Origin of the sequence: Agrobacterium albertimagni AOL15, assembly GCF_000300855.1 — a bacterium.
In the GTDB taxonomy this organism is placed as follows: Bacteria; Pseudomonadota; Alphaproteobacteria; order Rhizobiales; family Rhizobiaceae; genus Allorhizobium; species Allorhizobium albertimagni.
The window spans coordinates 258,414-280,643 of the sequence record NZ_ALJF01000010.1; the positions used below are offsets into that span (position 1 = coordinate 258,414).

At 63.4% G+C, this 22,230-nt stretch carries 19 protein-coding genes; 14 read left to right on the top strand and 5 right to left on the bottom strand.

Features of this window, described 5'->3' with window-relative positions; translation table 11 throughout:
• Positions 1-237 precede the first annotated feature (237 nt).
• The 3 genes from ileS to QWE_RS13045 all read left to right on the top strand — a co-directional run bounded on the left by ileS (position 238) and on the right by QWE_RS13045 (position 4,529).
• On the top strand, positions 238-3,198 hold the full coding sequence (gene ileS, locus QWE_RS13035) for an isoleucine--tRNA ligase (protein ID WP_006726601.1): 2,961 nt from the start codon (positions 238-240) through the stop codon (positions 3,196-3,198).
• A 147-nt stretch (positions 3,199-3,345) separates the two neighbouring features.
• Positions 3,346-3,978, top strand: a complete 633-nt coding sequence (locus QWE_RS13040; RefSeq protein ID WP_006726602.1) for a hypothetical protein — start codon at positions 3,346-3,348, stop codon at positions 3,976-3,978.
• A gap of 68 nt (positions 3,979-4,046) precedes the next feature.
• Complete coding sequence (locus tag QWE_RS13045) at positions 4,047-4,529, top strand: GNAT family N-acetyltransferase (RefSeq protein ID WP_006726604.1); 483 nt, start codon at positions 4,047-4,049, stop codon at positions 4,527-4,529.
• Between the two features lie 7 nt (positions 4,530-4,536).
• On the opposite strand, the gene QWE_RS24445 is transcribed toward QWE_RS13045, so the two are convergent.
• Together QWE_RS24445 and QWE_RS13055 are read right to left on the bottom strand one after the other, a co-directional pair.
• A complete protein-coding gene (locus QWE_RS24445) occupies positions 4,537-4,857 on the bottom strand; it encodes a hypothetical protein (protein ID WP_006726606.1) in 321 nt (106 codons plus the stop codon).
• A complete protein-coding gene (locus QWE_RS13055) occupies positions 4,857-5,309 on the bottom strand; it encodes a nucleoside deaminase (RefSeq protein ID WP_006726607.1) in 453 nt (150 codons plus the stop codon). The genes QWE_RS24445 and QWE_RS13055 overlap by 1 nt, the downstream gene beginning before the upstream one ends.
• Before the next feature lie 69 nt (positions 5,310-5,378).
• Between QWE_RS13055 and QWE_RS13060 the strand changes: the two genes are divergently transcribed.
• Genes QWE_RS13060 through QWE_RS13070 form a run of 3 tightly spaced genes read left to right on the top strand, consistent with a single transcriptional unit; the run spans position 5,379 to position 8,786 of the window.
• Positions 5,379-7,316 carry a pseudouridine synthase gene (locus tag QWE_RS13060; RefSeq protein ID WP_006726608.1) on the top strand — a complete coding sequence of 646 codons (1,938 nt, stop codon included), beginning with the start codon at positions 5,379-5,381 and terminating at the stop codon, positions 7,314-7,316.
• A gap of 6 nt (positions 7,317-7,322) precedes the next feature.
• On the top strand, positions 7,323-7,883 hold the full coding sequence (gene rsmD / locus QWE_RS13065; protein ID WP_006726609.1) for a 16S rRNA (guanine(966)-N(2))-methyltransferase RsmD: 561 nt from the start codon (positions 7,323-7,325) through the stop codon (positions 7,881-7,883).
• Between the two features lie 27 nt (positions 7,884-7,910).
• Positions 7,911-8,786: a patatin-like phospholipase family protein gene (locus QWE_RS13070; protein ID WP_006726610.1), complete on the top strand. Its 876-nt coding sequence runs from the start codon at positions 7,911-7,913 to the stop codon at positions 8,784-8,786.
• A gap of 3 nt (positions 8,787-8,789) precedes the next feature.
• On the opposite strand, the gene QWE_RS13075 is transcribed toward QWE_RS13070, so the two are convergent.
• A complete protein-coding gene (locus tag QWE_RS13075) occupies positions 8,790-10,598 on the bottom strand; it encodes a monovalent cation:proton antiporter-2 (CPA2) family protein (protein WP_006726611.1) in 1,809 nt (602 codons plus the stop codon).
• 136 nt (positions 10,599-10,734) lie between these two features.
• Between QWE_RS13075 and QWE_RS13080 the strand changes: the two genes are divergently transcribed.
• From QWE_RS13080 to lpxK, 6 genes are all read left to right on the top strand, one after another.
• On the top strand, positions 10,735-12,081 hold the full coding sequence (locus tag QWE_RS13080; RefSeq protein WP_006726612.1) for a TldD/PmbA family protein: 1,347 nt from the start codon (positions 10,735-10,737) through the stop codon (positions 12,079-12,081).
• Positions 12,068-12,898 (top strand): 3'(2'),5'-bisphosphate nucleotidase CysQ, encoded by an 831-nt coding sequence (locus QWE_RS13085; protein WP_006726613.1) that lies wholly within the window; start codon positions 12,068-12,070, stop codon positions 12,896-12,898. Before QWE_RS13080 ends, QWE_RS13085 begins: the two co-directional genes overlap by 14 nt.
• A 63-nt stretch (positions 12,899-12,961) precedes the next feature.
• The gene (locus tag QWE_RS13090; RefSeq protein ID WP_006726614.1) at positions 12,962-13,198 is read left to right on the top strand and encodes a DUF4170 domain-containing protein; all 237 of its coding nucleotides are present in this window, start codon (positions 12,962-12,964) and stop codon (positions 13,196-13,198) included.
• A 155-nt stretch (positions 13,199-13,353) separates the two neighbouring features.
• Entirely contained in the window at positions 13,354-14,673 is a 1,320-nt protein-coding gene (gene waaA, locus QWE_RS13095) for a lipid IV(A) 3-deoxy-D-manno-octulosonic acid transferase (RefSeq protein WP_040300213.1), read from the top strand.
• Positions 14,674-14,695: 22 nt separating this feature from the next.
• Positions 14,696-15,403 carry an HAD family hydrolase gene (locus QWE_RS13100; RefSeq protein ID WP_006726616.1) on the top strand — a complete coding sequence of 236 codons (708 nt, stop codon included), beginning with the start codon at positions 14,696-14,698 and terminating at the stop codon, positions 15,401-15,403.
• Between the two features lie 113 nt (positions 15,404-15,516).
• Positions 15,517-16,551 (top strand): tetraacyldisaccharide 4'-kinase, encoded by a 1,035-nt coding sequence (lpxK, locus tag QWE_RS13105; protein WP_006726617.1) that lies wholly within the window; start codon positions 15,517-15,519, stop codon positions 16,549-16,551.
• 2 nt (positions 16,552-16,553) lie between these two features.
• On the opposite strand, the gene QWE_RS13110 is transcribed toward lpxK, so the two are convergent.
• Together QWE_RS13110 and mutL are read right to left on the bottom strand one after the other, a co-directional pair.
• Positions 16,554-16,784: a DUF2093 domain-containing protein gene (locus QWE_RS13110; RefSeq protein ID WP_006726618.1), complete on the bottom strand. Its 231-nt coding sequence runs from the start codon at positions 16,782-16,784 to the stop codon at positions 16,554-16,556.
• 94 nt (positions 16,785-16,878) lie between these two features.
• A complete protein-coding gene (gene mutL, locus QWE_RS13115) occupies positions 16,879-18,729 on the bottom strand; it encodes a DNA mismatch repair endonuclease MutL (protein ID WP_006726619.1) in 1,851 nt (616 codons plus the stop codon).
• A 277-nt stretch (positions 18,730-19,006) separates the two neighbouring features.
• Here mutL and QWE_RS13120 point away from each other — a divergent pair, with 277 nt between their 5' ends.
• Together QWE_RS13120 and QWE_RS13125 are read left to right on the top strand one after the other, a co-directional pair.
• Positions 19,007-20,752 carry a response regulator gene (locus QWE_RS13120; protein ID WP_006726620.1) on the top strand — a complete coding sequence of 582 codons (1,746 nt, stop codon included), beginning with the start codon at positions 19,007-19,009 and terminating at the stop codon, positions 20,750-20,752.
• A 116-nt stretch (positions 20,753-20,868) separates the two neighbouring features.
• Entirely contained in the window at positions 20,869-22,230 is a 1,362-nt protein-coding gene (locus QWE_RS13125; RefSeq protein WP_006726621.1) for a putative bifunctional diguanylate cyclase/phosphodiesterase, read from the top strand.

Below are 22,230 nucleotides of genomic sequence, written 5' to 3' on the forward strand. Positions count from 1 at the left end.
GCCATTATCTTGCCCCTTCCTTTTGGCGCGAAAAACCCCTAAAGAACGCGGCAACATGACGTATCTTTCGGCGGCCCGGATCATTCGAATTATTGGCCCGGCCCTCCCGGCGGCTTGAAGAGCTGCGGGAAGGTCCGGGTTTTTGGCGTTGGGTCTGAAAGCCTTAGCGCCCGCTTGCCGCCAATCCATGACATAATTCCGCGACCGCTTGAGGTCGCCCCATCCGATGGCTGATCCATGACCGATACCCCTGAGAAGATCGACTACTCCAAGACCCTCTATCTGCCAGAGACCGAATTCCCGATGCGCGCCGGCCTTCCCCAGAAGGAGCCGGAAATGGCGGCAAAGTGGAAGCAGATGGGACTGTATAAGAAGCTGCGTGCCTCGGCCGCCGGCCGCGAAAAATTCGTCCTGCATGACGGTCCGCCCTATGCCAACGGCAACATCCATATCGGCCATGCGCTGAACAAGGTGCTGAAGGACGTCATCACCCGCTCCTTCCAGATGCGCGGCTTTGATAGCAATTACGTGCCCGGCTGGGATTGCCACGGCCTGCCGATCGAGTGGAAGATCGAGGAAAAGTACCGCGAGAAGGGCAAGGACAAGAACGAGGTCCCGGTCAACGAATTCCGCCAGGAATGCCGCGATTTTGCCCAGGGCTGGATCAACATCCAGGCCGAGGAATTCCGCCGCCTCGGCATCGAGGGTGATTTCGACAATCCCTATACGACGATGGCCTTCCACTCAGAAGCCCGCATCGCCGGCGAACTTCTGAAGATCGCCATGTCCGGCCAGCTCTATCGCGGCTCCAAGCCGATCATGTGGTCGGTCGTCGAGCGCACGGCGCTCGCCGAAGCCGAAGTGGAATATGCCGAGGTCGAGAGCGACACGATCTGGGTGAAGTTCCCGGTGGTCGAGGCCGTGCTCAGCGAGGTTCGCCAGAATGTTCTTGGCGCGGCCGCGAGCACAGAAAGGCTTGAACAATTGCGTTCGGCTTCCGTCGTTATCTGGACGACGACCCCGTGGACCATCCCTGGGAATAGAGCTATCTCGTTCTCGTCCAAGATCCCATACGGCTTGTTTGAGGTCACTGAAGCGGACAACGACTTTGGCCCTCAGCCGGGCGAGAAGCTTATTTTTGCTAGGCGTTTGGCCGAGGAATGTGGGGCTAAGGCCAAGATCGTCCTTCGTCACATTGCAGATCTTGAAGCCGATGAACTCGGCGCGATCACTTGTGCCCATCCGCTTGCTGACCTCGGCTACACCTTCGCCGTCCCGATGCTTGACGGCGACCACGTTACCGATGACGCCGGTACCGGCTTCGTCCACACCGCGCCGTCGCACGGTCGCGAAGACTTTGAAGCCTGGATGGCGAATGTCCGCGCGCTTGAAGCCCGTGGCATCGATGTGAAGATCCCGTTCCCGGTCGACGATGCCGGCTTCTACACGGAAGACGCCCCCGGCTTTGGCCCCTCGGCCGAAGGTGGTGCTGCCCGCGTGCTCGATGATAACGGCAAGAAGGGCGACGCCAACAAGCGTGTCATGGACGCTCTCATCAAGGCCAACAACCTCTTCGCTCGCGGCCGCATCAAGCACGAATATCCGCATTCCTGGCGCTCCAAGAAGCCGGTCATCTTCCGCAACACGCCGCAGTGGTTTGTCTACATGGACAAGGAACTCGGCGACGGCACGACGCTGCGCAGCCGCGCCTTGTCTGCCATCGACCAGACCCGCTTCGTGCCATCCGGTGGCCAGAACCGTCTGCGCGCCATGATCGAGCAGCGTCCGGATTGGGTTCTCTCCCGCCAGCGCGCCTGGGGCGTGCCGATCTGCGTCTTCGCCGATGCAGAAGGCAATGTCCTGAAGGACGAAAAGGTCAACGCCCGCATCCTTGAAGCCTTCGAGAAGGAAGGCGCCGATGCCTGGTTCGCCGAAGGTGCCAAGGAACGCTTCCTGGCCGGCGAGCATGACGGCGAAAAGTGGCAGATGGTGTCAGACATCCTCGACGTCTGGTTCGATTCAGGCTCGACCCACACCTTCACGCTGGAAGACCGCCCGGACCTGAAATGGCCGGCGGACGTCTATCTGGAAGGCTCCGACCAGCATCGCGGCTGGTTCCATTCCTCCCTGCTCGAAAGCTGCGCCACCCGCGGCCGTGCGCCTTACAATGCCGTCATCACCCATGGCTTCACCATGGCCGAGGACGGCCGCAAGATGTCGAAGTCGCTCGGCAATACGGTGACGCCGCAGGACGTGATGAAGGAATCCGGCGCCGATATCCTTCGCCTCTGGGTCATGTCGACCGACTATGCCGAGGACCAGCGCCTCGGCAAGACGATCATCCAGACCAATATCGACGCCTACCGCAAGATCCGCAACACGGTCCGCTGGATGCTCGGCACGCTCGCCCATGACCATGGCGACGAGATTGCCTATGCCGATCTCCCGGAACTCGAAAAGCTGATGCTGCACCGTCTGGCCGAACTCGACCAGCTGGTCCGCAAGGCCTATGACGAGTTCGACTTCAAGCGGATCGTCCGCGCTCTCAGCGATTTCGCCAATGTCGAGCTCTCGGCCTTCTATTTCGACATCCGCAAGGACACGCTCTATTGCGACGCCCCGTCGAGCCTGAAGCGCCGCTCGGCCCTTTTCGTCATCCGCAAGCTGTTCGACTGCCTGGTCCTTTGGTTTGCGCCGATGATGCCATTCACGACGGAAGAAGCCTGGCTGTCGCGTGATCCCAAGGCCGAGTCGGTCCATCTCGAACAGTTCCCGACGGTGTCTGCCGACTGGTCGAACGAGGTCGTTGCCGAAAAGTGGAAGGGCGTTCGCGCGGTGCGTCGTGCCGTCACCGGCGCGCTCGAAATCGAGCGCAAGGAAAAGCGCATCGGCTCGTCGCTGGAAGCGGCTCCGGTCGTTCATGTCGCCGACGCCGAGCTACTGAAGGCGCTCGATGGCCTCGACTTCGCCGAGATCTGCATCACCTCGGATATCCAGGTCGTGGCAGGCGATGGCCCCTCGGAAGCCTTCCGTCTCGATGACGGCACGAAGGTCGCGGTCGAGCCGAAGCTTGCCGAAGGCAAGAAATGCGCTCGTTCCTGGAAGATCACTAAGGATGTCGGCTCCGATCCGGATTATCCTGATGTCTCGGCCCGCGATGCACAGGCGCTGCGCGAGCTCGCTCAGGCTGCCGGCTGAAGACAGAATGAGGAAATGTGACCGGATGATTTGCGCTTTCGCGGGTCATCCGGTAAAACTGCCTGAAATTGGCCGAATTCGACCGGCAGGGCTGGTCACGTGTATTCGGCACGACTGATGAAACTGCGGCGAGGCTGGTAGGCATTCATGAATTCGGCATATCTGTTCAGAGTTGGCCTCGGTCTGGTTGGTCTCTTCGGCGTCACGGCTGGTTTGTCCGGCTGCGTCGGCAGCCCGACCTACGGCACCGACAAGACGGCGATGGAGCAGCTGGTGGATGACGTCGGCTCTGCCGTCTCGATCGCGCCGCGTGAGCCCGCCAACAAGGGCACTAAGTATAATCCCCGTCCCGACCTCGTGCTGCCCCCGGGCGGCACGCAGACGGCAGCGCTCGTGGCGCCCCAGGCGTCGGTGGCCAGCCGCGAAAACAATCCGGAATGGGTGGAATCGCCGGAAGAGGCCCGCGAACGTCTGGTCGCCGAAGCTGACGCCAATGCCGACAATCCGCGTTATCGCTCGCCGCTGCTCGCCGGCTACGGCACGGCCGGCACCATGACCGAGACGCAGAAGTGGCAGGCATTCCGCGACGCCCGCCAGCTGCAGAAGGGCGCCTATCTTGATCAGCGCCGCCTTCTTTCAGATCCGCCAACCGAGTATCGCCAGACCCAGGATGTGGCGCTGAGCGATCTGGGCGAGCCGGAAGCCAAGAAGGAAAAGCGTCGCAAGGCCGAAGCCAAGGCGGCGCGTCAGGGCAGTTCCTGGTGGACGCCCTTCCAGTAAGTCTTCTCCGATATCGTGATTTTCAGGGCAGGGCGGAAACGGCCTGCCCTTTTGCTTGAGGTCCACCCATGCCCTTCACCATCCGTCCCGCAACACCAGACGATGCCGCCGTCATTCACGGCTTCATCACCGAACTCGCCGTCTATGAAAAGGCAGGCCATGAGGTGGAGGCGACGGAGGAAACGATCCGCGCCTCGATCTTCGGCGAGGGTTCCGTCACCGAAGCGGTGATCCTCGAACATGACGGACGCCCGGCCGGTTTCGCCGTCTGGTTCTACAGCTATTCCACCTGGCAGGCAAAAAACGGTCTTTATCTCGAAGACCTCTACGTCTCGCCCGATTGTCGCGGCTCTGGTGCCGGAAAACTCCTGCTCAGGCATCTGGCGCGGGTGGCGGTGGAAAAGGGCTGTGGCCGTTTCGAATGGAGCGTGCTCGACTGGAACGAACCTGCGATCCGCGTCTATGACGCCGTGGGTGCCGAGCCGCAAAACGAGTGGATCCGCTACCGGCTGACTGGTGATAAGCTGAAAGCCTTTGCCGGCGGCGAATAAGGCCGGTTCACTCCTCGTTTTCGATCGCCCGCGCCATCAGCGCGATATGCACGGCCTGGAGCGCCGGGCCGATGAAGGAAATCCACATCAGCGCCATGTCCCGCTCGGCATGGTCATGGCGCGAGAAAACGAAGATCACCACCATGAGTGAAAGCATCAGCAGCGGGGTGACCGCAATGGCGATCAATCGCGGTGCTCGCCAGTTGATCTCGCCGCTTGCCGACCACTGCATCGGTAGCCGGTCTGCATCGGGAGCAATATTGCGATAGGCCCAGATCGCGATGCCGGCCATGGCCGCGATAGACACGGCGAGCAAGACGTAGACCATCAGTCTCTCCTTTCCTGAAAGAAGCTCCGCAGCAGGTCCGCGGCCTCGCTCTCGCGAATGCCGGAATAGACCTCCGGAACATGGTGGCATGTCGGCTGATGATAGAAGCGCACGCCGTTCTCGACTGCTCCGCCCTTGATATCGTGAGCAGCATAATAGAGTCGGCGAATTCGAGCAAAGGAGATCGCGGCCGCACACATCGTGCAGGGCTCGAGCGTGACATAGAGATCGGCATCGACCAGACGCTCGTCGCCGACCGCTTCCGCCGCGCGGCGAATGGCTAGGATCTCGGCGTGGGCGGTGACGTCGTTGAGGGCTCTCGACTCGTTGCCGGCCCGCCCGAGGATCTCGCCGTCGCGCACCACCACGGCACCGATCGGAACTTCGCCGCGTGCCCCGGCGGCATGCGCCTCCTCGAAGGCCGCCTCCATGAAGCCGTTTGTCTTCCCCATGCACGAACTTTCCACTTAACCAGAGCCGCGCGACCTGATACGACAGCCCAAACCACAGGCAAACAACAAATGACATTCAAAGACAAGTCCAAGCGTCCGGGGGCAAAGTCCTCCGACCGCAGCGGCAAGCCGCAAACCAGAAAACCGTCCGCCAAGCCGTCCGTAGCCGCCGCAGACAAGCCCGCCCGCGCGCCGCGCGCCGCTGCGCCCGCTGGCGACGAGACCGTGAAGCCCGAACGCATTTCCAAGCTTCTCGCCCGTGCCGGTGTTGCATCCCGTCGCGATATCGAGCGGATGATCATGGAAGGCCGCGTGTCCGTGAACGGCAAGGTGCTGGAGACCCCGGTCCACAACGCCACGCTCGCCGACACGATCGAGGTCGATGGCCAGCCGATCCGCGGCATCGAGCGCACGCGCCTCTGGCTCTATCACAAGCCGGCCGGCCTGGTGACCACCAATGCCGATCCCGAAGGCCGCGCGACGGTGTTCGAGAATCTACCGGAAGAACTGCCGCGCGTCATGTCGATCGGCCGCCTCGACATCAACACCGAGGGCCTGCTGCTGCTGACCAATGACGGGGGCCTTGCCCGCGTGCTGGAACTTCCGACCACCGGCTGGCTGCGTCGTTACCGCGTGCGCGCCTATGGTGAGGTCGATCAGCCGGCACTCGACGCGCTGAAGGAAGGTATCGCCGTCGATGGCGTGCTCTACGGCGCGATCGACGCGACGCTCGACCGCAAGCAGGGCCATAATGTCTGGATCACGATGGGTCTGCGCGAAGGCAAGAACCGCGAAATCAAGAACGTGCTCGGCGCACTCGGTCTCGAGGTCAACCGCCTCATCCGTATCTCCTATGGCCCGTTCCAGCTTGGCGACCTGCCCGAAGGCAAGGTGCTCGAAGTCCGCGGCCGCATGCTGCGCGATCAGCTGGGCCCACGCCTGATCGAGGAATCCAAGGCCAATTTCGATGCTCCGATCTACGCCCATGGGGCCGAGGTCGACGACGAGGACGCCCCAGCAGTATCGGGGAAGAAGCCTGCCCGCGAAGCGAAGCCCGAATGGGGTCGCGACGAACGTCCGTCTGAAAAGAAGCGCGCGCCGAAGGACTGGTCCGACAAGGGTGACCGCCGCGAGAAGGTACTCGGACGCCTCGACACCCGCCGCGACGAGGGTGCCAAATCCGGCGACAAGTTCTCTGACAAGCCGAAGCGCCCGGCCGGCAACACCAAGGGCCGCACCGCCAACGTCTGGATGGCGCCCGGTGCGCGTCCGCTCGGCGAAAAGGCGGCAGCAGCGGCTGCCCGTCGCAAGCCCGATCCGCGTGGGCCTAAGCCCACCGAGCGCTTCGACGATCGTCCGACGTCTACCGTACAGATCACCCGCGCCCGGGACGAAGAGGGCGATTGGATCCGCGCCGACGGCCCGGACCAGAAGCCTGGCGGTCGCGGTGGTGACCGTGGTGACCGTGGTGGAAAGCCCGGTGGCTTCGGCGCCCGTCCGCCCCGCCGAGACGGTGATGATCGTGCACCGCGTCGTGAGGGATCGGATCGTGGCCCGCGCCGCGAGGGAGCAGAACGCGGCCCCAAGCGTGATTTCGGCGATCGCGCCGAGCGTGCGCCGCGCCGTGACGGCGACGAGCGTGGCCCGCGCCGCGAGTTTTCCGACCGTGGCCCGAAACGCGATTTCGGTGACCGGCCCCCGCGCGGCGACCGCCCCCGCGATGATCGCCCCCGCGACGACAGACCCCGCGATGACCGGCCCCGTGGTGAGCGTCCATTCGGCGACAAGCCGCGTGGTGCCAAGCCATTTGGTGACAGGCCGGCGGGCAAGTCCTTCGGCGGCAAGCCGTCTGGCAAACCTGCGGGCAAGTCATTTGGTGGCAAGCCGGGTGGCGGCAAGAGCTTCGGCGGCAAGCCGGGCGGACGTGCCCCAGGCGGCCCGCGCTCCGGTGGTCCCGGGGCTAAGCCCTCGGGCAGCCGCGGCGGTGCGCCGAAGGGCAAGAGGTAAGCCGTCATGCGCATCGTCGGCGGTGAGTTTCGTGGCCGCAGCCTGGCCACGCCGAAGTCGAATGACATCAGGCCGACCGTCGACCGGACGCGCGAGAGCCTGTTCAACATCCTGGCGCATGCCCATCCGGGCGTGCTCGACGGCACCCGCATCCTCGATCTCTTTGCCGGCACAGGTGCTGTCGGCATCGAGGCGCTGTCGCGCGGCTGCAAGTCGGCACTCTTCGTCGAAAACAGCGTTGAGGGTCGCGGCCTGCTCTGGGAAAACATCGATGCGTTCGGCCTGCATGGCCGCGCCCGCATGTTGAGGCGCGACGCGACCGATCTCGGCCCTGCTAACAACATCGAACCCTTCGAACTGGTCTTTGCCGATCCGCCCTATGGCAAGGGGCTGGGTGAGAAGGCGCTGCTCTCGGCCCATCGGGGTGGCTGGCTGGCGAAGGACGCCCTCGTCATCCTCGAAGAGCGCGCCGATGTTCAGGTCTCTGTCGACCCGGTTTTCGCCTTCGTCGAGGAGCGGACCTTCGGTGACACGAAAATGTACTTCTTTTCCTATAGGCCGTCCTGATCCCCTCAGCGGAGAAAGGCTCAGCCCATGGATCTCGTCGCCGAAACGCCCATCCCCTCTGAAGCTGTAAAGGCCGATCCGACCATCGGTCTGGCACTCGGGGCAGGGGGCGCGCGCGGCTTTGCCCATATCCCGGTGCTCGAAGTCTTCGATGAGCTCGGAATCAAGCCGGCGCTGATCGCCGGGTCCTCGATGGGAGCGATCCTCGGTGCCGGTTATGCCGCCGGCATGTCCGGCCGTGACATCAGGGACTACACGCTGCAGCTTGCCGACAACCGAGGCCTCGTGCTCAACCGCTTCTGGGGCTTGCGGCCTGCCAGCATTCGCGCCCTTGGTGGCGTCCGCCTCGGGCAGTTCAACCTGCCGCGCCTCTTGCGCGCCTTCCTCCCGCCTGAGATCCCAGAGAGCTTTGCAGATCTCCGGCTGCCGCTGACGGTGATCGCCACCGATTATTACGGCCAGTGCGAACTGGTCCGCAGTGAAGGCGATCTCTATGAGGCGCTGTCGGCGTCTGCCGCCATTCCCGCGCTCTTTGCGCCCGTCACCATCGGTGGCCGCCTGATGATCGATGGAGGCATCTTCAACCCGGTGCCCTATGACCATCTGGTAGGCAAGGTCGACATCATGATTGCCGTTGATGTAATCGGCGCCCCGGAAGGTGATGGCTCCCTGGTGCCGAACCGCATCGACAGCCTGTTCGGAGCCTCGCAGCTGATGATGCAGTCGCACATTGCGCTGAAAATGAAGATCTGCCAGCCGGACATCTATCTGCGGCCCGAGGTCAACAGCTACAAGGTCCTCGATTTCTTCAAGGCGCGCCAGATCCTTGAACTCTGCGACCGTCTCAAGGAGCCCCTGAAGCGGGACCTATCGGCCCGCATGGAGGATTTCGTACGTCGGTGAAGATCAGGCGGCCGGCGCCTGTTCTTCCTCCTCGACGGCCTGGATCGGCTTCTTCGGCTTGATCAACGGTTCGGGCTTGACCGGTCGCTTGTGCATGAGCTCCCGGCCCGCCAGAATGCCTTCCTGGGCCTGCAACCTCAGCCGCTCCTCGTCACGCCGACGGATATCCTCGGCGATGTCATAGGCCTCGTCTTCGCTGGCACCGAGGCCCTCCAGTGTCCGCCGTCCGAAGAGCAGGCCGGACTCGAAGGTTTCGCGCAACTCGTATTCCACGTCCCGTGCCCGCAGTTCCAGGCTGTGGATGCGGTCATAGGCGCGGACGAACAGGCGAACGTCCGGATACTCCGAGCGGATCAGATCGACGATCTTGTCGGTGATCTCCTTCTTGTGGGTACAGACCGCAACAATCTTCGCCCTTTCGATGCCGGCCGCCCGCAGCATGTCGAGCCGCGTACCGTCGCCGAAATAGATGCGGAAGCCGAAGGTTGCCGCCTGTCGCACGCGATCGGGACTGTCATCCAGAATGGTCACGTCGCGCCCGCTCGCCAGAAGGATCTGCGCTGCGATCTGGCCGAAACGAGAGAAGCCGACCATCAGCACATCCGAGCCGGCGCCTTCGAAGTCTTCGTCCATGTGTTCCTTGTCGACCGCCTGTCGGGCGAGGAGCCGCTGGCCAAGCAGTGCCGTCAACGGCGTGAGCGCCATAGACAAGGTGACGATCGAGATCAGCAGCGAAGATTGCGCATTGCTGAAAAGCCCTGCCGCCGCAGCGGTGGTAAAGAGCACGAAGCCGAATTCGCCGCCCTGTGGCAGGAGCATGCCGATGCGGAGGGCATCATTGTGTGACGAGCCGGCGATGCGGGTGATCCCGTAGATGACCAGGGCCTTGACGGCCATCAGCACGGGGACGGCAATCGCGATCAGCGCCAGGTTGTCGACGATGACCTGAAGCTCCATCGACAATCCGACGGCGATGAAGAACAGCGCGAGCAACAATCCGCGGAAAGGCTCGATATCGGCCTCCAGTTCGTGGCGGTAAGACGACTCGGCCAGCATCACGCCGGCAAGGAAGGCGCCCATGGCCATCGAAAGGCCAGCGACTTGCATGAGATAGGCCGATCCGAGAACGACGAAGAGAGCGGCCGCGATCATCACCTCGCGCGCACCCGTCCGCGCGATGATCTGGAACATCGGCGTCAGCAGGTAGCGGCCGGCGAGGATCATGCCGATCACCGCGCCGATCGCGATTCCCACTTCGATCAAGGGCGATTGCTGCACGTCGCCGCCCTGGGATCCGAGCACCGAAACCATGGCCAGAAGCGGCACGATGGCGAGGTCCTGGAACAGGAGGATCGAGAAGGAGCGCTGGCCATAGCGGCTGTTCATGTCGCCATAGTCTTCGAGCAATTGCAGGGCGAAGGCCGTCGATGACAGCGCGAGGCCGAAGCCGGCAACCAACGCGGCCCGCCAGTCGAGCAGGTCCGACGCGATCACGATGCCGGTCAACACGAGACCTGTGAACACGACCTGGCTCGTACCCAGCCCGAAAATATCACGCCGCATGTGCCAGAGGCGGCTAGGCTTCAGTTCCAGTCCGATGATGAAGAGCAGCAGCACAACGCCGAGTTCGGCGACCGCGAGGATCTCGCCGGAGCCTCCGATGAGGTGCAGAACGGGGCCGATCACCACGCCGGCGGCGAGATAGCCGAGCACGGTTCCGAGCCCCAGCTTGCGGAAAAGCGGTGCTGCGATGACCGCCCCTCCGAGGAGAAGCAGGGGTTGGGCGAACAGGGCTTCGGTTGCGCTGGCCAAGGGTTCTGTCTCCTCGTTTGCCCGATCGGGTTGACCTGAAATGGACCTATGCCGGGCTCGTGAACGGAAAAGCCCGAACCGCCCTTGATGCCCCATCACAGGCACAATAAATGGAGCGGGAAGGAAAGGCCAACCTATGCCCAATCAAATCGATTCCGCCAACCTCCTCGAACGCGCCGAGCAGCTCGTCGACCTCGCCGTCAAGGCGGGTGCCGACAAGGCAGATGCGGTCGTCGTGCGCTCCCGGTCCAAGGGTGTCAGTGTCCGCCTCGGCAAGGTCGAGTCGACCGAAGCATCCGAAAGTGACGACTTTTCGCTGCGTGTCTTCATCGGCCGCCAGGTGGCGAGCGTGTCGGCCAATCCGGGCTTCGACCTCAAGGCGCTCGCCGAACGCGCGGTCGCCATGGCCAAGGTCTCGCCCGAAGATCCCTATGCCGGTCTCGCCGACGAGAGCGATCTCGCCCGTGACATTCCCGACCTGCAGCTCTTCGACGAGACCGAGGTCTCTGGCGATCAGCTGCGCGAAACGGCGCTCGCCATGGAAGAGGTGGCCCGCTCGGTGAACGGCGTCAGCAATTCGCTGGGCGCCGGTGCCTCGGCCGGCATGGGCGGTATGGTTCTCGTCACGTCGCACGGCTTCTCTGGCAGCTATGCCGCGTCGCGCTTCTCCCGCTCGGTCGGCGTCATCGCCGGCGAGGGCACGAAGATGGAGCGCGACCATGATTTCGACAGCCGTCTCTATTTCGCCGATCTCGATAGCCCCGAGGAGATCGGCCGCCGCGCCGCCGAGCGCGCGATCCGGCGGCTGAACCCGCGTCAGGTGCCGACCGCCTCCAACCTCACCGTGGTTTTCGATCCGCGCGTCGCCCGCGGCTTCGCCGGCACCATTGCCGGTGCCATCAATGGTGCCTCGGTTGCCCGCAAGACCTCCTTCCTGCGTGACAAGATGGGCCAGCAGGTCCTGAAAGCGGGTCTCAACATTACCGATGATCCGCTGAAGGTCCGTGGCTCCTCCTCTCGCCCCTTCGATGGCGAGGGTGTGTCGGGCAAGCCGCTGACGATGATCGAGGACGGTGTGCTGAAGCACTGGTTCCTGTCGTCGTCCACCGCCCGGGAACTGGGTCTGACGACCAATGGTCGTGGCGTACGCGGCGGCACCTCGGTCTCGCCGTCCTCCACCAACCTGGCGCTGGAGCCTGGTGACATGTCTCCGCAAGACCTGATCCGCAGCGTTGGCACCGGGCTCTACATCACCGATATGATCGGCAGTGGCGTCGACATGATCACCGGCGAATACAGCCGGGGTGCAAGCGGCTTCTGGATCGAGAATGGTGAACTCACCTATCCCGTCTCCGAGATCACGATCGCGTCCAATCTGAAGGACATGTTCATGCGGATCACGGTGGCGAATGACATAGACCGCAAGTTCGGTGTCGCAGCTCCCACCCTTGCCATTGAGGGTATGACCCTTGCCGGACTCTGATCGAAAGGCCGAGGCCATACCGCACTTCGACTGGCAGGCGGACCTTGCGCTGATCACCGAGGCGGCCCGCGAGGCCGGCAAGGTGGCAATGGCCCATTTCGGCCAGTCGCCGGAGGTCTGGTGGAAGAACGAGGGCCGTTCGCCGGTGAGCGCCGCCGACTACGCTGCCAACCGCATCCTTGAGGAGATCCTTCGTCACGCCCGGCCGAACTACGGCTGGCTGTCGGAGGAGACCGACGACGATCCGGCTAGGCTTTCCTGCGACACGCTCTTCGTCATCGACCCGATCGACGGCACCCGGGCTTTCCTCGCAGGCAAGGATACCTGGTGCGTGTCTGTGGCGGTTGTCCACAGGGGAAAGCCTGTGGCGGGCATCCTGGTTGCGCCATCCCTGGGCGAGGAATTCACCGCAACGATCGATGGCCCCGCGCGCCGCAACGGGCAGGACATTTCAGTCTCGACGGCCGGCATCGAGGGCAGCCTGAAGCTCGCCTCGGCTCAGGACATGGTCGCAAGTTTCAGCTCGGTGCTCAGGCCCCGCATCGAGCGCGTCGATCACATACCCTCGCTCGCCTACCGGCTGGCATTGGTGGCCGACGGGCGCATCGATGCGACGCTGGTGAAGAAGAGCTCCCACGACTGGGACCTTGCCGCTGCCGATCTGATCCTGGCGCGTGCCGGCGGGTCGCTCACTGATCTCGACGGTGAAGCGCTCGTATACAACAGGCAGGAGGTGACGCATCCGGTGCTCTGCGCAGCATCGCGAGAACTACTTCCAGCCTTGCTGAAGAACATCTCCCGAATTCCCCGGAGTTGACCTTTGGGGCGAAATCGCGCAGATGGTTCCCAACAGACTAGGAATGAGAAAAAGGCCGCAAACATGACGGAATCCAACGAAAACAAGCAGCTTCTCCATCTCGTTTTTGGCGGTGAATTGTCAAACCTTGAACAGGTGCAGTTCCGTGATTTGACCAAGCTCGATATCGTCGGCATTTTCCCGGACTATGCCAGCGCGCTTGTCGCCTGGAAGGCGAAAGCACAGGAGACGGTCGACAACGCCCACATGCGTTACTTCATCGTCCACATGCACCGGCTGCTCAATCCTTCCGAGAAGTAAGGACTGGTCGGCGGCCACCGCGCCGTCGCTGCATTCGACCTCCAATGGTCACGGTTTCAACTCAGTCTTCTTGCATCTCTCTTGTTGCGTAGCGACGCCTCCTGAACGGGAAGAACGGCATTGTCGATGAAGATGAGCAGGTTTGATCGATGGCACTGAGCGACGGTCTCGCATCCCTCGCTCTGACGTCCTACGGCTGGTTGGGCCTTGCGGCCTATCCGCTGTCGCGCCCCCTGCTTGCCTATCGGGCCGCCAAGGGCAAGGAAGATCGCGCCCGCCGCAGCGAACGTTTCGGCCATGCGAGCCTCGCTAGACCCGCCGGTCCGCTCGTCTGGATCCATGCCGCGAGCGTTGGCGAAACGACGGCCGTCGTCGCCCTGATGCGCGAACTGCGCCGCCGCGACATTCATGTGCTCTTGACCACGGGTACTGTCACCTCGGCGGAAGTCGCAAAGAACCGCCTCGGCGACATGGTCCTGCACCAGTATGTGCCGCTCGACCTTCTCCCCTGCATTCGTCGCTTCCTCGACTACTGGCAGCCGGATGTTGCGATCGGTGTGGAATCCGAGATCTGGCCGACGACGCTTGCCGAACTGCATCGGCGGCATATCCCGCAGATCCTCGTCAATGCCCGCATGTCTGACCGGTCCTTTGATCGCTGGAAGCGCCATCCCTCGATCGCCGAAACCCTTTTCGGCAAGCTCGCGCTGGTGATTGCCCAGTCCGACCTCGATGCGGAACGCTTCCGCGATCTGGCCGCCTGGCCGGTCAGCGTGTCGGGCAACATCAAGGTCGATAGTGACGCGCCGCCCTGCGATGAGCAGGTGCTGGAGCGCTATCGCCAGCAAATCGGCAACCGCAAGACCTGGGCGGCAATCTCGACCTTTGAGGGCGAAGAGAAGATCGCGTCCATGGTGCATCGGGCGCTGAAGGCCCATACCGGCATGCTGACCGTGCTAGTGCCACGCCATCCCGACCGCTGCGACGAAATCGAGGCCATGCTGGTCGAAAAGGGCTTGGTGGTCGCGCGCCGCACGCGTGGCGATGTCATCACGCCCGAGACCGATGTGTTCCTTGGCGATACCATCGGCGAGATGGGGCTTTATCTGCGCCTGACGGAGGTCGCATTCGTCGGCCGTTCGCTTTCGGCCGAAGGCGGTCAAAACCCGCTGGAGCCTGCCATGCTCGGCTGCGCCGTCCTGTCTGGTCCGCAGGTCAGCAATTTCCGCGAAAGTTACCAGCGACTCGTGCGCAAGGGCTCGGCCCGGATCGTCCGCGATGCCGAAATGCTGGCCAAAGCCGTGCATTTCCTGCTCAACAACGAAGTCGCCCGCTCCAAGATGATCGACGCCGGCCTTGAGAGCATGCAGGAAATGCGCGGTGCGCTGACCGCGACCCTCAAGGGGCTCGAACCCTATATCAGCCCTCTCTCCGTCAAGGCCAAGCTCGAGCCGCGCGCCGCGGGCCAGAGCTGACATCCACGTCAGGACCTCTTCCATGAACGACAAACCCCGGATTGCCGGCATCCTGTTCGACAAGGACGGGACGCTGCTCGATTTTGACGCGAGCTGGGGTCCGGTCAACCGGGAAGTGGCCCTGATGGCGGCGGATGGGGAGCAGGCCTTGGCCGATGCCCTGCTTCAGGCCTGCGGCATGGATCCGGTGTCCGGTGACATTGTTCCGGACAGCCTGTTTGCGGCCGGCAATACGGTCGAGATTGCTGAAGGCATGATCGCGGCTGGCTCGCCCTTCGCTCTGGATATTCTGGTGCCGAAGATCGACGCGTGCTTCGCCAAGGCTGCAGAATTTTCCGTGCCGGTGACCGAGCTTCGACCGCTTTTTGCCCGACTGCATGGCAAGGGCCTTCGCCTCGGCATCGCCTCCAGCGACAACGAACGCTCGATCCGGGTTGCTGCCGAACGGCTCGGCATCCTGCCCTTCGTGGACTACATCGCCGGCTACGACAGCGGCCACGGCAAGAAGCCGGAGGCCGGCATGGTGCTCGGCTTTTGCGCGGCAACGGGTCTTGCGCCGTCTGAAGTCGCCGTCGTCGGAGACAACAATCATGATCTGCATATGGGGCTGAATGCCGGGGCCGGTCTGAAGATCGGTGTCCTCTCCGGAACCGGCTCGCGGGAAACGCTGACCCAGCAATCCGACATGATCTTGAGCGACATCACCGGGCTCGAAGCGCTTTTTGCCTGAGACACGCCGTCTCATTTCGGCACGCTCGCGCTTGACCATCGTGCGTTGCAATGGTTCTTGTTGCGCCGATGGGAAGGCGTCCGCGGGACGCTGAGGTCACGACAGGGACAAGAATGGTATCCGAGGCACCGCCTTTCTGGTGGACCAAGACCGGCTGGCAGGCGATCTGCCTCTATCCGCTCTCCTTCGCCTATGGCCGCATTTCCGGTGCCGTCATGCGCCACCGCCGCAGGCATGCCTTATCCGTCCCCGTCATCTGTGTCGGAAACTTCACCGTCGGCGGCGCCGGCAAGACCCCGACCGCGATCGCAATCGCCAGAGCCGCGAAGGCGCGGGGACTGAAGCCTGGTTTTCTAAGCCGTGGCTACGGCGGCTCTCTCGATGTCACGACCGTCGTCGACCCGCATCATCATCGTTCGACCGCCGTGGGTGACGAGCCCTTGCTGCTCGCCCGCGAAGCGCTGACGGTTATCTCCCGTCGGCGGGTCGCCGGGGCCGAGAAGCTGGTGGCCGAGGGTGCCGATCTCATCATCATGGATGACGGTTTCCAGAGTGCGCGCCTCACGGTCGACTACGCCCTGATCGTCATCGACAGCCAGCGCGGCATCGGCAATGGCTGGGTCGTGCCCGCAGGGCCGGTCCGCGCCCCGATCGGCATCCAGATGCGCCACCTCGATGCGATCCTGAAGGTCGGCAAGGGCGATGCCGCCGACCAGTTCGTCCGCAAGGCATCCCGCAGCGGCAAGCCGGTCCTGGTCGCCAATGTCGTGCCGAGCACCGGCTCAGAGCTTTCCGGTCAGTCAGTGCTCGCTTACGCAGGGATCGCCGACCCCAACAAGTTTTACCGGACCTTGGACGAACTCGGCGCCGTCATCGCCGATCGTCAGGATTTCCCCGATCACCATCACCTCGCCGAGGACGAGATATCCGATCTGATCAGCCGCGCCGAAAAGCCGGGCCTGCAACTCGTCACGACGGCCAAGGACAGCGTCCGCCTGTCGGGCGGTCATGGACGTTCGGAAGAGCTTCGGGAAAAATCGAGGGTCATCGATGTCGACATGCTCTTCGACGACCCGAAGGCGCCGGACCTGATCATCGACCGGGCCATCGAGGCCTGCCGCCGCAGGCGTCTCGACAAGAAGGCGTGAAGCTAGCGCCGCTGGTTGGGCAGGGCGCCTGCGCGCTTTTCGGCTTCGAGCGAGGCTGCCGCATCCACATAGGCTTCCTGTCGGGCGACGCTCCAGTATTTCAGCTCGTCGACCAGCACCGGACGACCGGTGATCGCGCAGGTGACGAAGGTTCCCGGTGTCAGGATCTGGAAATCGGCATCGAGATAGCGGATCTTGGCTTCGCGGTTTCCGCCGCCTTCGAAACGGTTCATCACTCTTCTCCTGCGCCGCGTGTCACGGAACTGCAATACAGCGCCCTCCGGGCGATTGAAAGATGGCTCGCCCTAAAACCCACCATCTGGCGGCTCAGCTGCGTCCGAACAGCCGTTCGATATCAGAGAGCTTGAGCTCCACATAGGTAGGCCGCCCATGATTGCATTGGCCGGAGCCCGGCGTCTGCTCCATCTGGCGCAGAAGCGCATTCATTTCCTCGACCCGAAGCCGCCGGCCTGATCGCACCGAACCATGGCAGGCCATGGTCGCCGCGACATGTTCGAGCTTGGCTGACAGCCGGTCGGCTGTGTCCCATTCGGCAATCTCGTCGGCAAGGTCACGCACGAGCTGCGTCGCATCCATCTCGCCGAGCATTGCCGGTGTTTCGCGAACCGCAATCGCGCCTGGACCGAAGCGTTCGATCGCAAGCCCCAGCTGTTCCAGGCTCTCCGCATGGGTCATCAGGCGGTCGCAATCCTCTTCCGGCAGGTCGACGATCTCGGGGATGAGCAGCCCCTGCGAGGGGAGGCGGCGTCCCGTCAAGGCCTTGCGCATCTGCTCGAAGACCAGCCGCTCATGGGCGGCATGCTGGTCGACGATGACAAGCCCGTCATCCGTCTGCGCCACGATATAATTGGCATGCACCTGCGCCCTGGCGGCACCCAGCGGATAGTTCGAGATCGCTTCGACAGAGGCGCTTGCGGGGGCAGGGTCGATCACGACCGGTTCGCTGCGGGAGGTCGGCACGGAGAGGCTGTCGAAGGCCGCCTGCGCTGCCTCGCCAAAACCGCGCGCAGCTGGCACTGCCGCTGCCGCAAACCCGCCGCCATAGCTTGGCGCCCCACCATAGAGAGGCCGCGACGGCGAACTGGCCGGTGACCACGCCTGTGCCGGCTGCGGCGAGAAGCCCGGACGGAAGGCCCGCAGCATGCCGCCGGCGCCCGTCGTTGCTGCCCGGTCGCCCTCGCGCTGCAGCGATTGCCGGATAGCACCGACGATCAGCCCGCGCACCAGGGCCGGGTCACGGAAACGCACGTCCGATTTCGCCGGATGCACATTGACGTCGACAAGCGCCGGATCGAGCGTCAGTGAGAGCACCGCCACCGGATAACGTCCCTGTGGAATGGTCTCGGCATAGGCGCCGCGGATGGCTGACAGGATCTGCTTGTCCTGCACCGGCCGTCCGTTGACGAAGGCATATTGATGGGCGGAATTGCCCCGGTTGAAGGTTGGCACGCCGGCAAAGCCTGTGAGCCGCACATCCTCGCGCTCGGCATCGAGTTCGATGGCATTGTCCTTGAAATCGGCGCCCAGTATCTGGGCAATTCGCGCCAGATGATCGTCGCCGGTGCCGGGAAATTCGAGCGTCGAGCGGTCGGTGCCTGACAGCACGAAGCGGATCGCCGGAAAGGCGATCGCCATGCGTTTGACGATCTCGGTGATCGCGCCGGCTTCCGCCTTTTCCGTCTTCATGAACTTCAGCCGCGCCGGTGTCGCGAAGAACAGGTCGCGCACCTCGACCGTCGTTCCGGGATTGGCCGCCGCTGGGCGCACGTCCCCCACTTTGCCGCCGACCACAGCGATCTCCGCGCCGCTGTCGGCACCCACCGGGCGGCTGGTGATCGTCAGCTTGGCGACCGATCCGATCGAGGGCAGGGCCTCGCCCCGGAAGCCGAGCGAGCGGATGTCGAACAAGGTTTCGCTGAGCTTCGACGTGCAATGCCGGCGAATGGCGAGCGCCAGATCTTCCGGCCCCATGCCGCAGCCATTGTCGATGACGCGCAAAAGCGTCTTGCCGCCGCCAGCTGTCGCCACCTCGATCCGGGTAGCGCCGGCGTCGATTGCGTTCTCTATCAATTCCTTCGCCGCACTGGCCGGTCTTTCGATGACCTCGCCAGCGGCGATCTGGTTGATGAGCGTTTCGGAGAGCTGCTTGATGATCATCTGTCTATTTTCGCGGATTCGGGGCGGCGGCGAAAGACGAAATCGCAACGGCAGAGACGATGCCCATCATTAAGTGGGTCTTAACGGAATGTCTCTAATCTGAACAATGACTTGCAATGTCTCTGAGCGCAGGTCCGCTGGCAGCGGAATGAGGACACAGCCGCGGTGTCTCTCGTGTGGGTTCCCGCCAGAAGCATGGTTCGGCATGTCTCCGTCATGGCATCAGCCCCACAAAAGTCTTGTTGCGTTCAGCAACGAGGTTCCAAGAGGCAGCAGTGTGAGCGAGTTTCCACCGGCCCCCGGCCAGGATAAGAGACGGCAGGGGCACGACAATCCGTCGGCCGAAGCTGCGCTCGACGCTGCCCTGCTGGATGCGGTGTCCGAAGCCTTCTCCTCCGCCTTCATCGTCTATGATCGCAACGATCATCTGATCTTTGCCAGCCGCAGCGCCCGCCAGTTCCTGCCGCTGCCGGCCTCCTTCTTCGCGCCCGGCACGCGCCTGAGAGACGTTCTTGGCGCCGCCTATGACCTTGGTCTGCGCCACGCGGCGAGCGGCCAGGCGGAAGCGGCGCTCAGCCGCGAAGAATGGCTGACCCGCCAGATCGCCGCCCACTGGAAGGAACGCTACGAAATCCAGTCCTGCGACGACGGTAAGCGTTGGACCCGCTTTTCCAAGCGTCGCCTGCCGTCCGGTTTCGGTTTCTGCGTCATGAGCGACATCACCGAGCAGAAGCGCCGGGAAGAGCAGTGGCGTGCCGATATCGAGCGCGTCCAGCTGACGGAGGAGATTCTCGACAATCTGGCCCACCCTGTTTTTGTGCAGGACCGCAACCTTCAGCTGGTCGCGGTCAACAAGGTCTTCTGCTCGGCCATTTCCGTCGGCGCGGACAACGCACTGGGCGGGACGATCGCCCCCTTGTTCGAGGCAGAGGTCGCCCAGCGCCTCACGACGGTGTCCCGTCAGGTGCTGGAAACCGGTGTCACATCCTCTCTGACCCTGCCCATGCGTCTCTACGGAGACCCGCCGCGACCGATCCTCGCGCATGTCCAGCGGGTCGGAACGCCTGGCCGCTATCTGATCGTCGCGAGCCTCGGCGAAGTCGGCAGTGGCGCTGACCTGCAGTCTCCTCCGGTCGAAGTACCTGAGACGAGGCAGGACGAGGGCGGTGGATATGCGGCGGTCGACGGACGGTTGATCGGCCGCAAGGCATTGCTCATCACCGGCGATCGCGAATTCGAGGCGAGAGCGCTGGAGATCCTGCAGCTCCTCGGTCTCGACAGCTGCTGCGTCCGCAACGACGACGAACTCGACGCATTCCTGTCCGTCGCCCGCTCGGTGGGTGTGGTCATCGACCTCGCCATCGTCGATGTCGACCTCGACATGCAGTGCCTGGAGCTGCTTCAGGCCGTCGACATCGATTACCTGACACTGGCCGAAAACGAGATCGCCACGGATCTCGCCTTTACCGTGCTCGACCGTTTGACCGCGCTGCAGGCACGGCCATCTCCGGCAGATGACTGGGAAATCACCACGGAGGACGTTCCGGCAGCGCCGGAGCCCGCCGTGATCATGCGGACGGCGGAGCAAGCCGCAGCAGTCCCGGTCAAGCCAGCACCGCCACGCCAGCCCTCTCTGGTTCTCGTCGCCGAAGACAATGAGATCAACCAGATCGTCTTTTCGCAGATCCTCGAGGGCCTGGGTTATGCCTATCGCATCTGCGCCGACGGCGAGACGGCGGTAAGCCTCTGCACCGAGCTAAAGCCGGCGATCGTGCTGATGGATGTAACGCTGCCGGGTCTGAACGGCTTCGAGGCGGCCCGCCGCATCCGCCAGTCATCGGAGGATGCCCGGCTCTCGACGCCGATCATCGGTGTTCTCGCCCAGGCCTTCGATCGCGACCGCGAAGCCTGCTTCGCATCGGGCATGAACGACGTCATCCTGAAGCCGCTAAGCCCTGATGTCGTCGATCAGGCCATTCGCCGCCTCGTTCCCGATATCGCAAGACTGGCGTCCACGGCCTGATCCAGACCCCGATTTTTGGGGTGCCCATGGTCGCCGCTTTCCATGCATCGATATGATAATTTTAATGTTTTAGACCCATTCTGGGACGTGTGAGAGAACCGTACCAGGAAGCATGAATGGGTCCCGCCGGACTAGGCCCTGAGCAGCACCGCCAGAGCGACCAGAAGACGACAGGCTACACCGATCGCTTGACCGGCCTTGGCAACCGCTATCGGCTGGGCGACAAGGTGCGGCAGCTTGCCGCCGACCGCGCGTCTGATCCTGCCCCTTTCACCGTCGGCATCGTCAATCTCGACGGCTTCAAGCCGATCAACGACCTGTTCGGCCAGGCCGCTGGCGACGAAATCCTCTGCCAAGTCGCCCATCGCCTGAAGGCTTGTGTACCGGATGGCGCGACTGTCACGCGACACGATGGTGATGAGTTCGCCATCATCCTTCCGCTCGTTTTCGAGCGCCTCGGCGCCGAGCGCGCCGGCCAGCTGATCAAGGACGTTCTCTCGGCGCCCTATGATCTGGGCGACCGCAATGTGCGCCTCTCCGCCTCCCTCGGTTTTGCCGTCTATCCCTTTGCCGGCGAGGATTTCGAGGAACTGATGAAGAGTGCCGAGACGGCGCTCTACCGCTCCAAGCGCCGCGGCCGTGGCCAGATCACCGTCTATTCCCGCGAGATCGCCCAGGAGATGAAACAGGCGACACAGCTCGAGCAGGCGCTGCGCAACGCCATCATCAACGATACGGTCGATGTGCATTTCCAGCCGATCGTCCGGCTGCGCGACAACCGCATCGTCGGCTTCGAGGCGCTCGCCCGCTGGATCGATCCGGATCTCGGCTTCGTCTCGCCGGCCGTCTTCGTGCCGCTTGCCGAAGAGCGCGGCTTCATCGACACTCTCTCTGAGACGCTTCTGCGCAAGGCAGCCGAAGCGACACTCGCTTGGCCGCGCGATCTCTTCCTGTCCTTCAATCTCTCCTCGGTCCAGCTGATGGATCTCCGGACCTCGTTCAATACGCTGTCGATCCTCAACAGCGTCGGCTTCGACCCGCGCCGCCTCGAACTCGAAATCACCGAGACGGCGGTCATGTCCTCGGCCGATACTGCACGGCGCATCATCAAGGAATTGAAGGACGCCGGCATCCGCATTTCGCTCGACGATTTCGGCACTGGCCAGTCGAGCCTCGGCCGTCTGCGCGAATTCACATTCGACAAGGTGAAGATCGACCGCGCCTTCGTCTCGGCCATCACCACTGACCGCACCTCGGAACACATCATCAAGGCGATCGTCAGCATGTGCGAGGGCCTCGATCTCGAGGTCGTCGCCGAAGGCATCGAGACAGATGCAGAAGCCCAGAAGCTGCGCGAACTCGGTTGCGGCATGGGGCAGGGTTATTACTTCGGCAAGCCGGTCGATGCGGCAGCCACCTTGCGTTATCTCGCCGAGAACCATCACGACTTCGCGCTCGTCGACCGCGCCTCGGCCTGA

Excerpts from the sequence above, each read along its gene's own strand:
- ileS (WP_006726601.1), top strand. The coding sequence starts at position 238 with ATGACCGATACCCCTGAGAAGATCGACTACTCCAAGACCCTCTATCTG.
- QWE_RS13040 (WP_006726602.1), top strand. The coding sequence starts at position 3,346 with ATGAATTCGGCATATCTGTTCAGAGTTGGCCTCGGTCTGGTTGGTCTC.
- QWE_RS13045 (WP_006726604.1), top strand. The coding sequence starts at position 4,047 with ATGCCCTTCACCATCCGTCCCGCAACACCAGACGATGCCGCCGTCATT.
- QWE_RS24445 (WP_006726606.1), bottom strand. The coding sequence starts at position 4,857 with ATGGTCTACGTCTTGCTCGCCGTGTCTATCGCGGCCATGGCCGGCATC.
- QWE_RS13055 (WP_006726607.1), bottom strand. The coding sequence starts at position 5,309 with ATGGGGAAGACAAACGGCTTCATGGAGGCGGCCTTCGAGGAGGCGCAT.
- QWE_RS13060 (WP_006726608.1), top strand. The coding sequence starts at position 5,379 with ATGACATTCAAAGACAAGTCCAAGCGTCCGGGGGCAAAGTCCTCCGAC.
- rsmD (WP_006726609.1), top strand. The coding sequence starts at position 7,323 with ATGCGCATCGTCGGCGGTGAGTTTCGTGGCCGCAGCCTGGCCACGCCG.
- QWE_RS13070 (WP_006726610.1), top strand. The coding sequence starts at position 7,911 with ATGGATCTCGTCGCCGAAACGCCCATCCCCTCTGAAGCTGTAAAGGCC.
- QWE_RS13080 (WP_006726612.1), top strand. The coding sequence starts at position 10,735 with ATGCCCAATCAAATCGATTCCGCCAACCTCCTCGAACGCGCCGAGCAG.
- QWE_RS13090 (WP_006726614.1), top strand. The coding sequence starts at position 12,962 with ATGACGGAATCCAACGAAAACAAGCAGCTTCTCCATCTCGTTTTTGGC.
- QWE_RS13100 (WP_006726616.1), top strand. The coding sequence starts at position 14,696 with ATGAACGACAAACCCCGGATTGCCGGCATCCTGTTCGACAAGGACGGG.
- lpxK (WP_006726617.1), top strand. The coding sequence starts at position 15,517 with ATGGTATCCGAGGCACCGCCTTTCTGGTGGACCAAGACCGGCTGGCAG.
- QWE_RS13110 (WP_006726618.1), bottom strand. The coding sequence starts at position 16,784 with ATGAACCGTTTCGAAGGCGGCGGAAACCGCGAAGCCAAGATCCGCTAT.
- mutL (WP_006726619.1), bottom strand. The coding sequence starts at position 18,729 with ATGATCATCAAGCAGCTCTCCGAAACGCTCATCAACCAGATCGCCGCT.
- QWE_RS13125 (WP_006726621.1), top strand. The coding sequence starts at position 20,869 with ATGGGTCCCGCCGGACTAGGCCCTGAGCAGCACCGCCAGAGCGACCAG.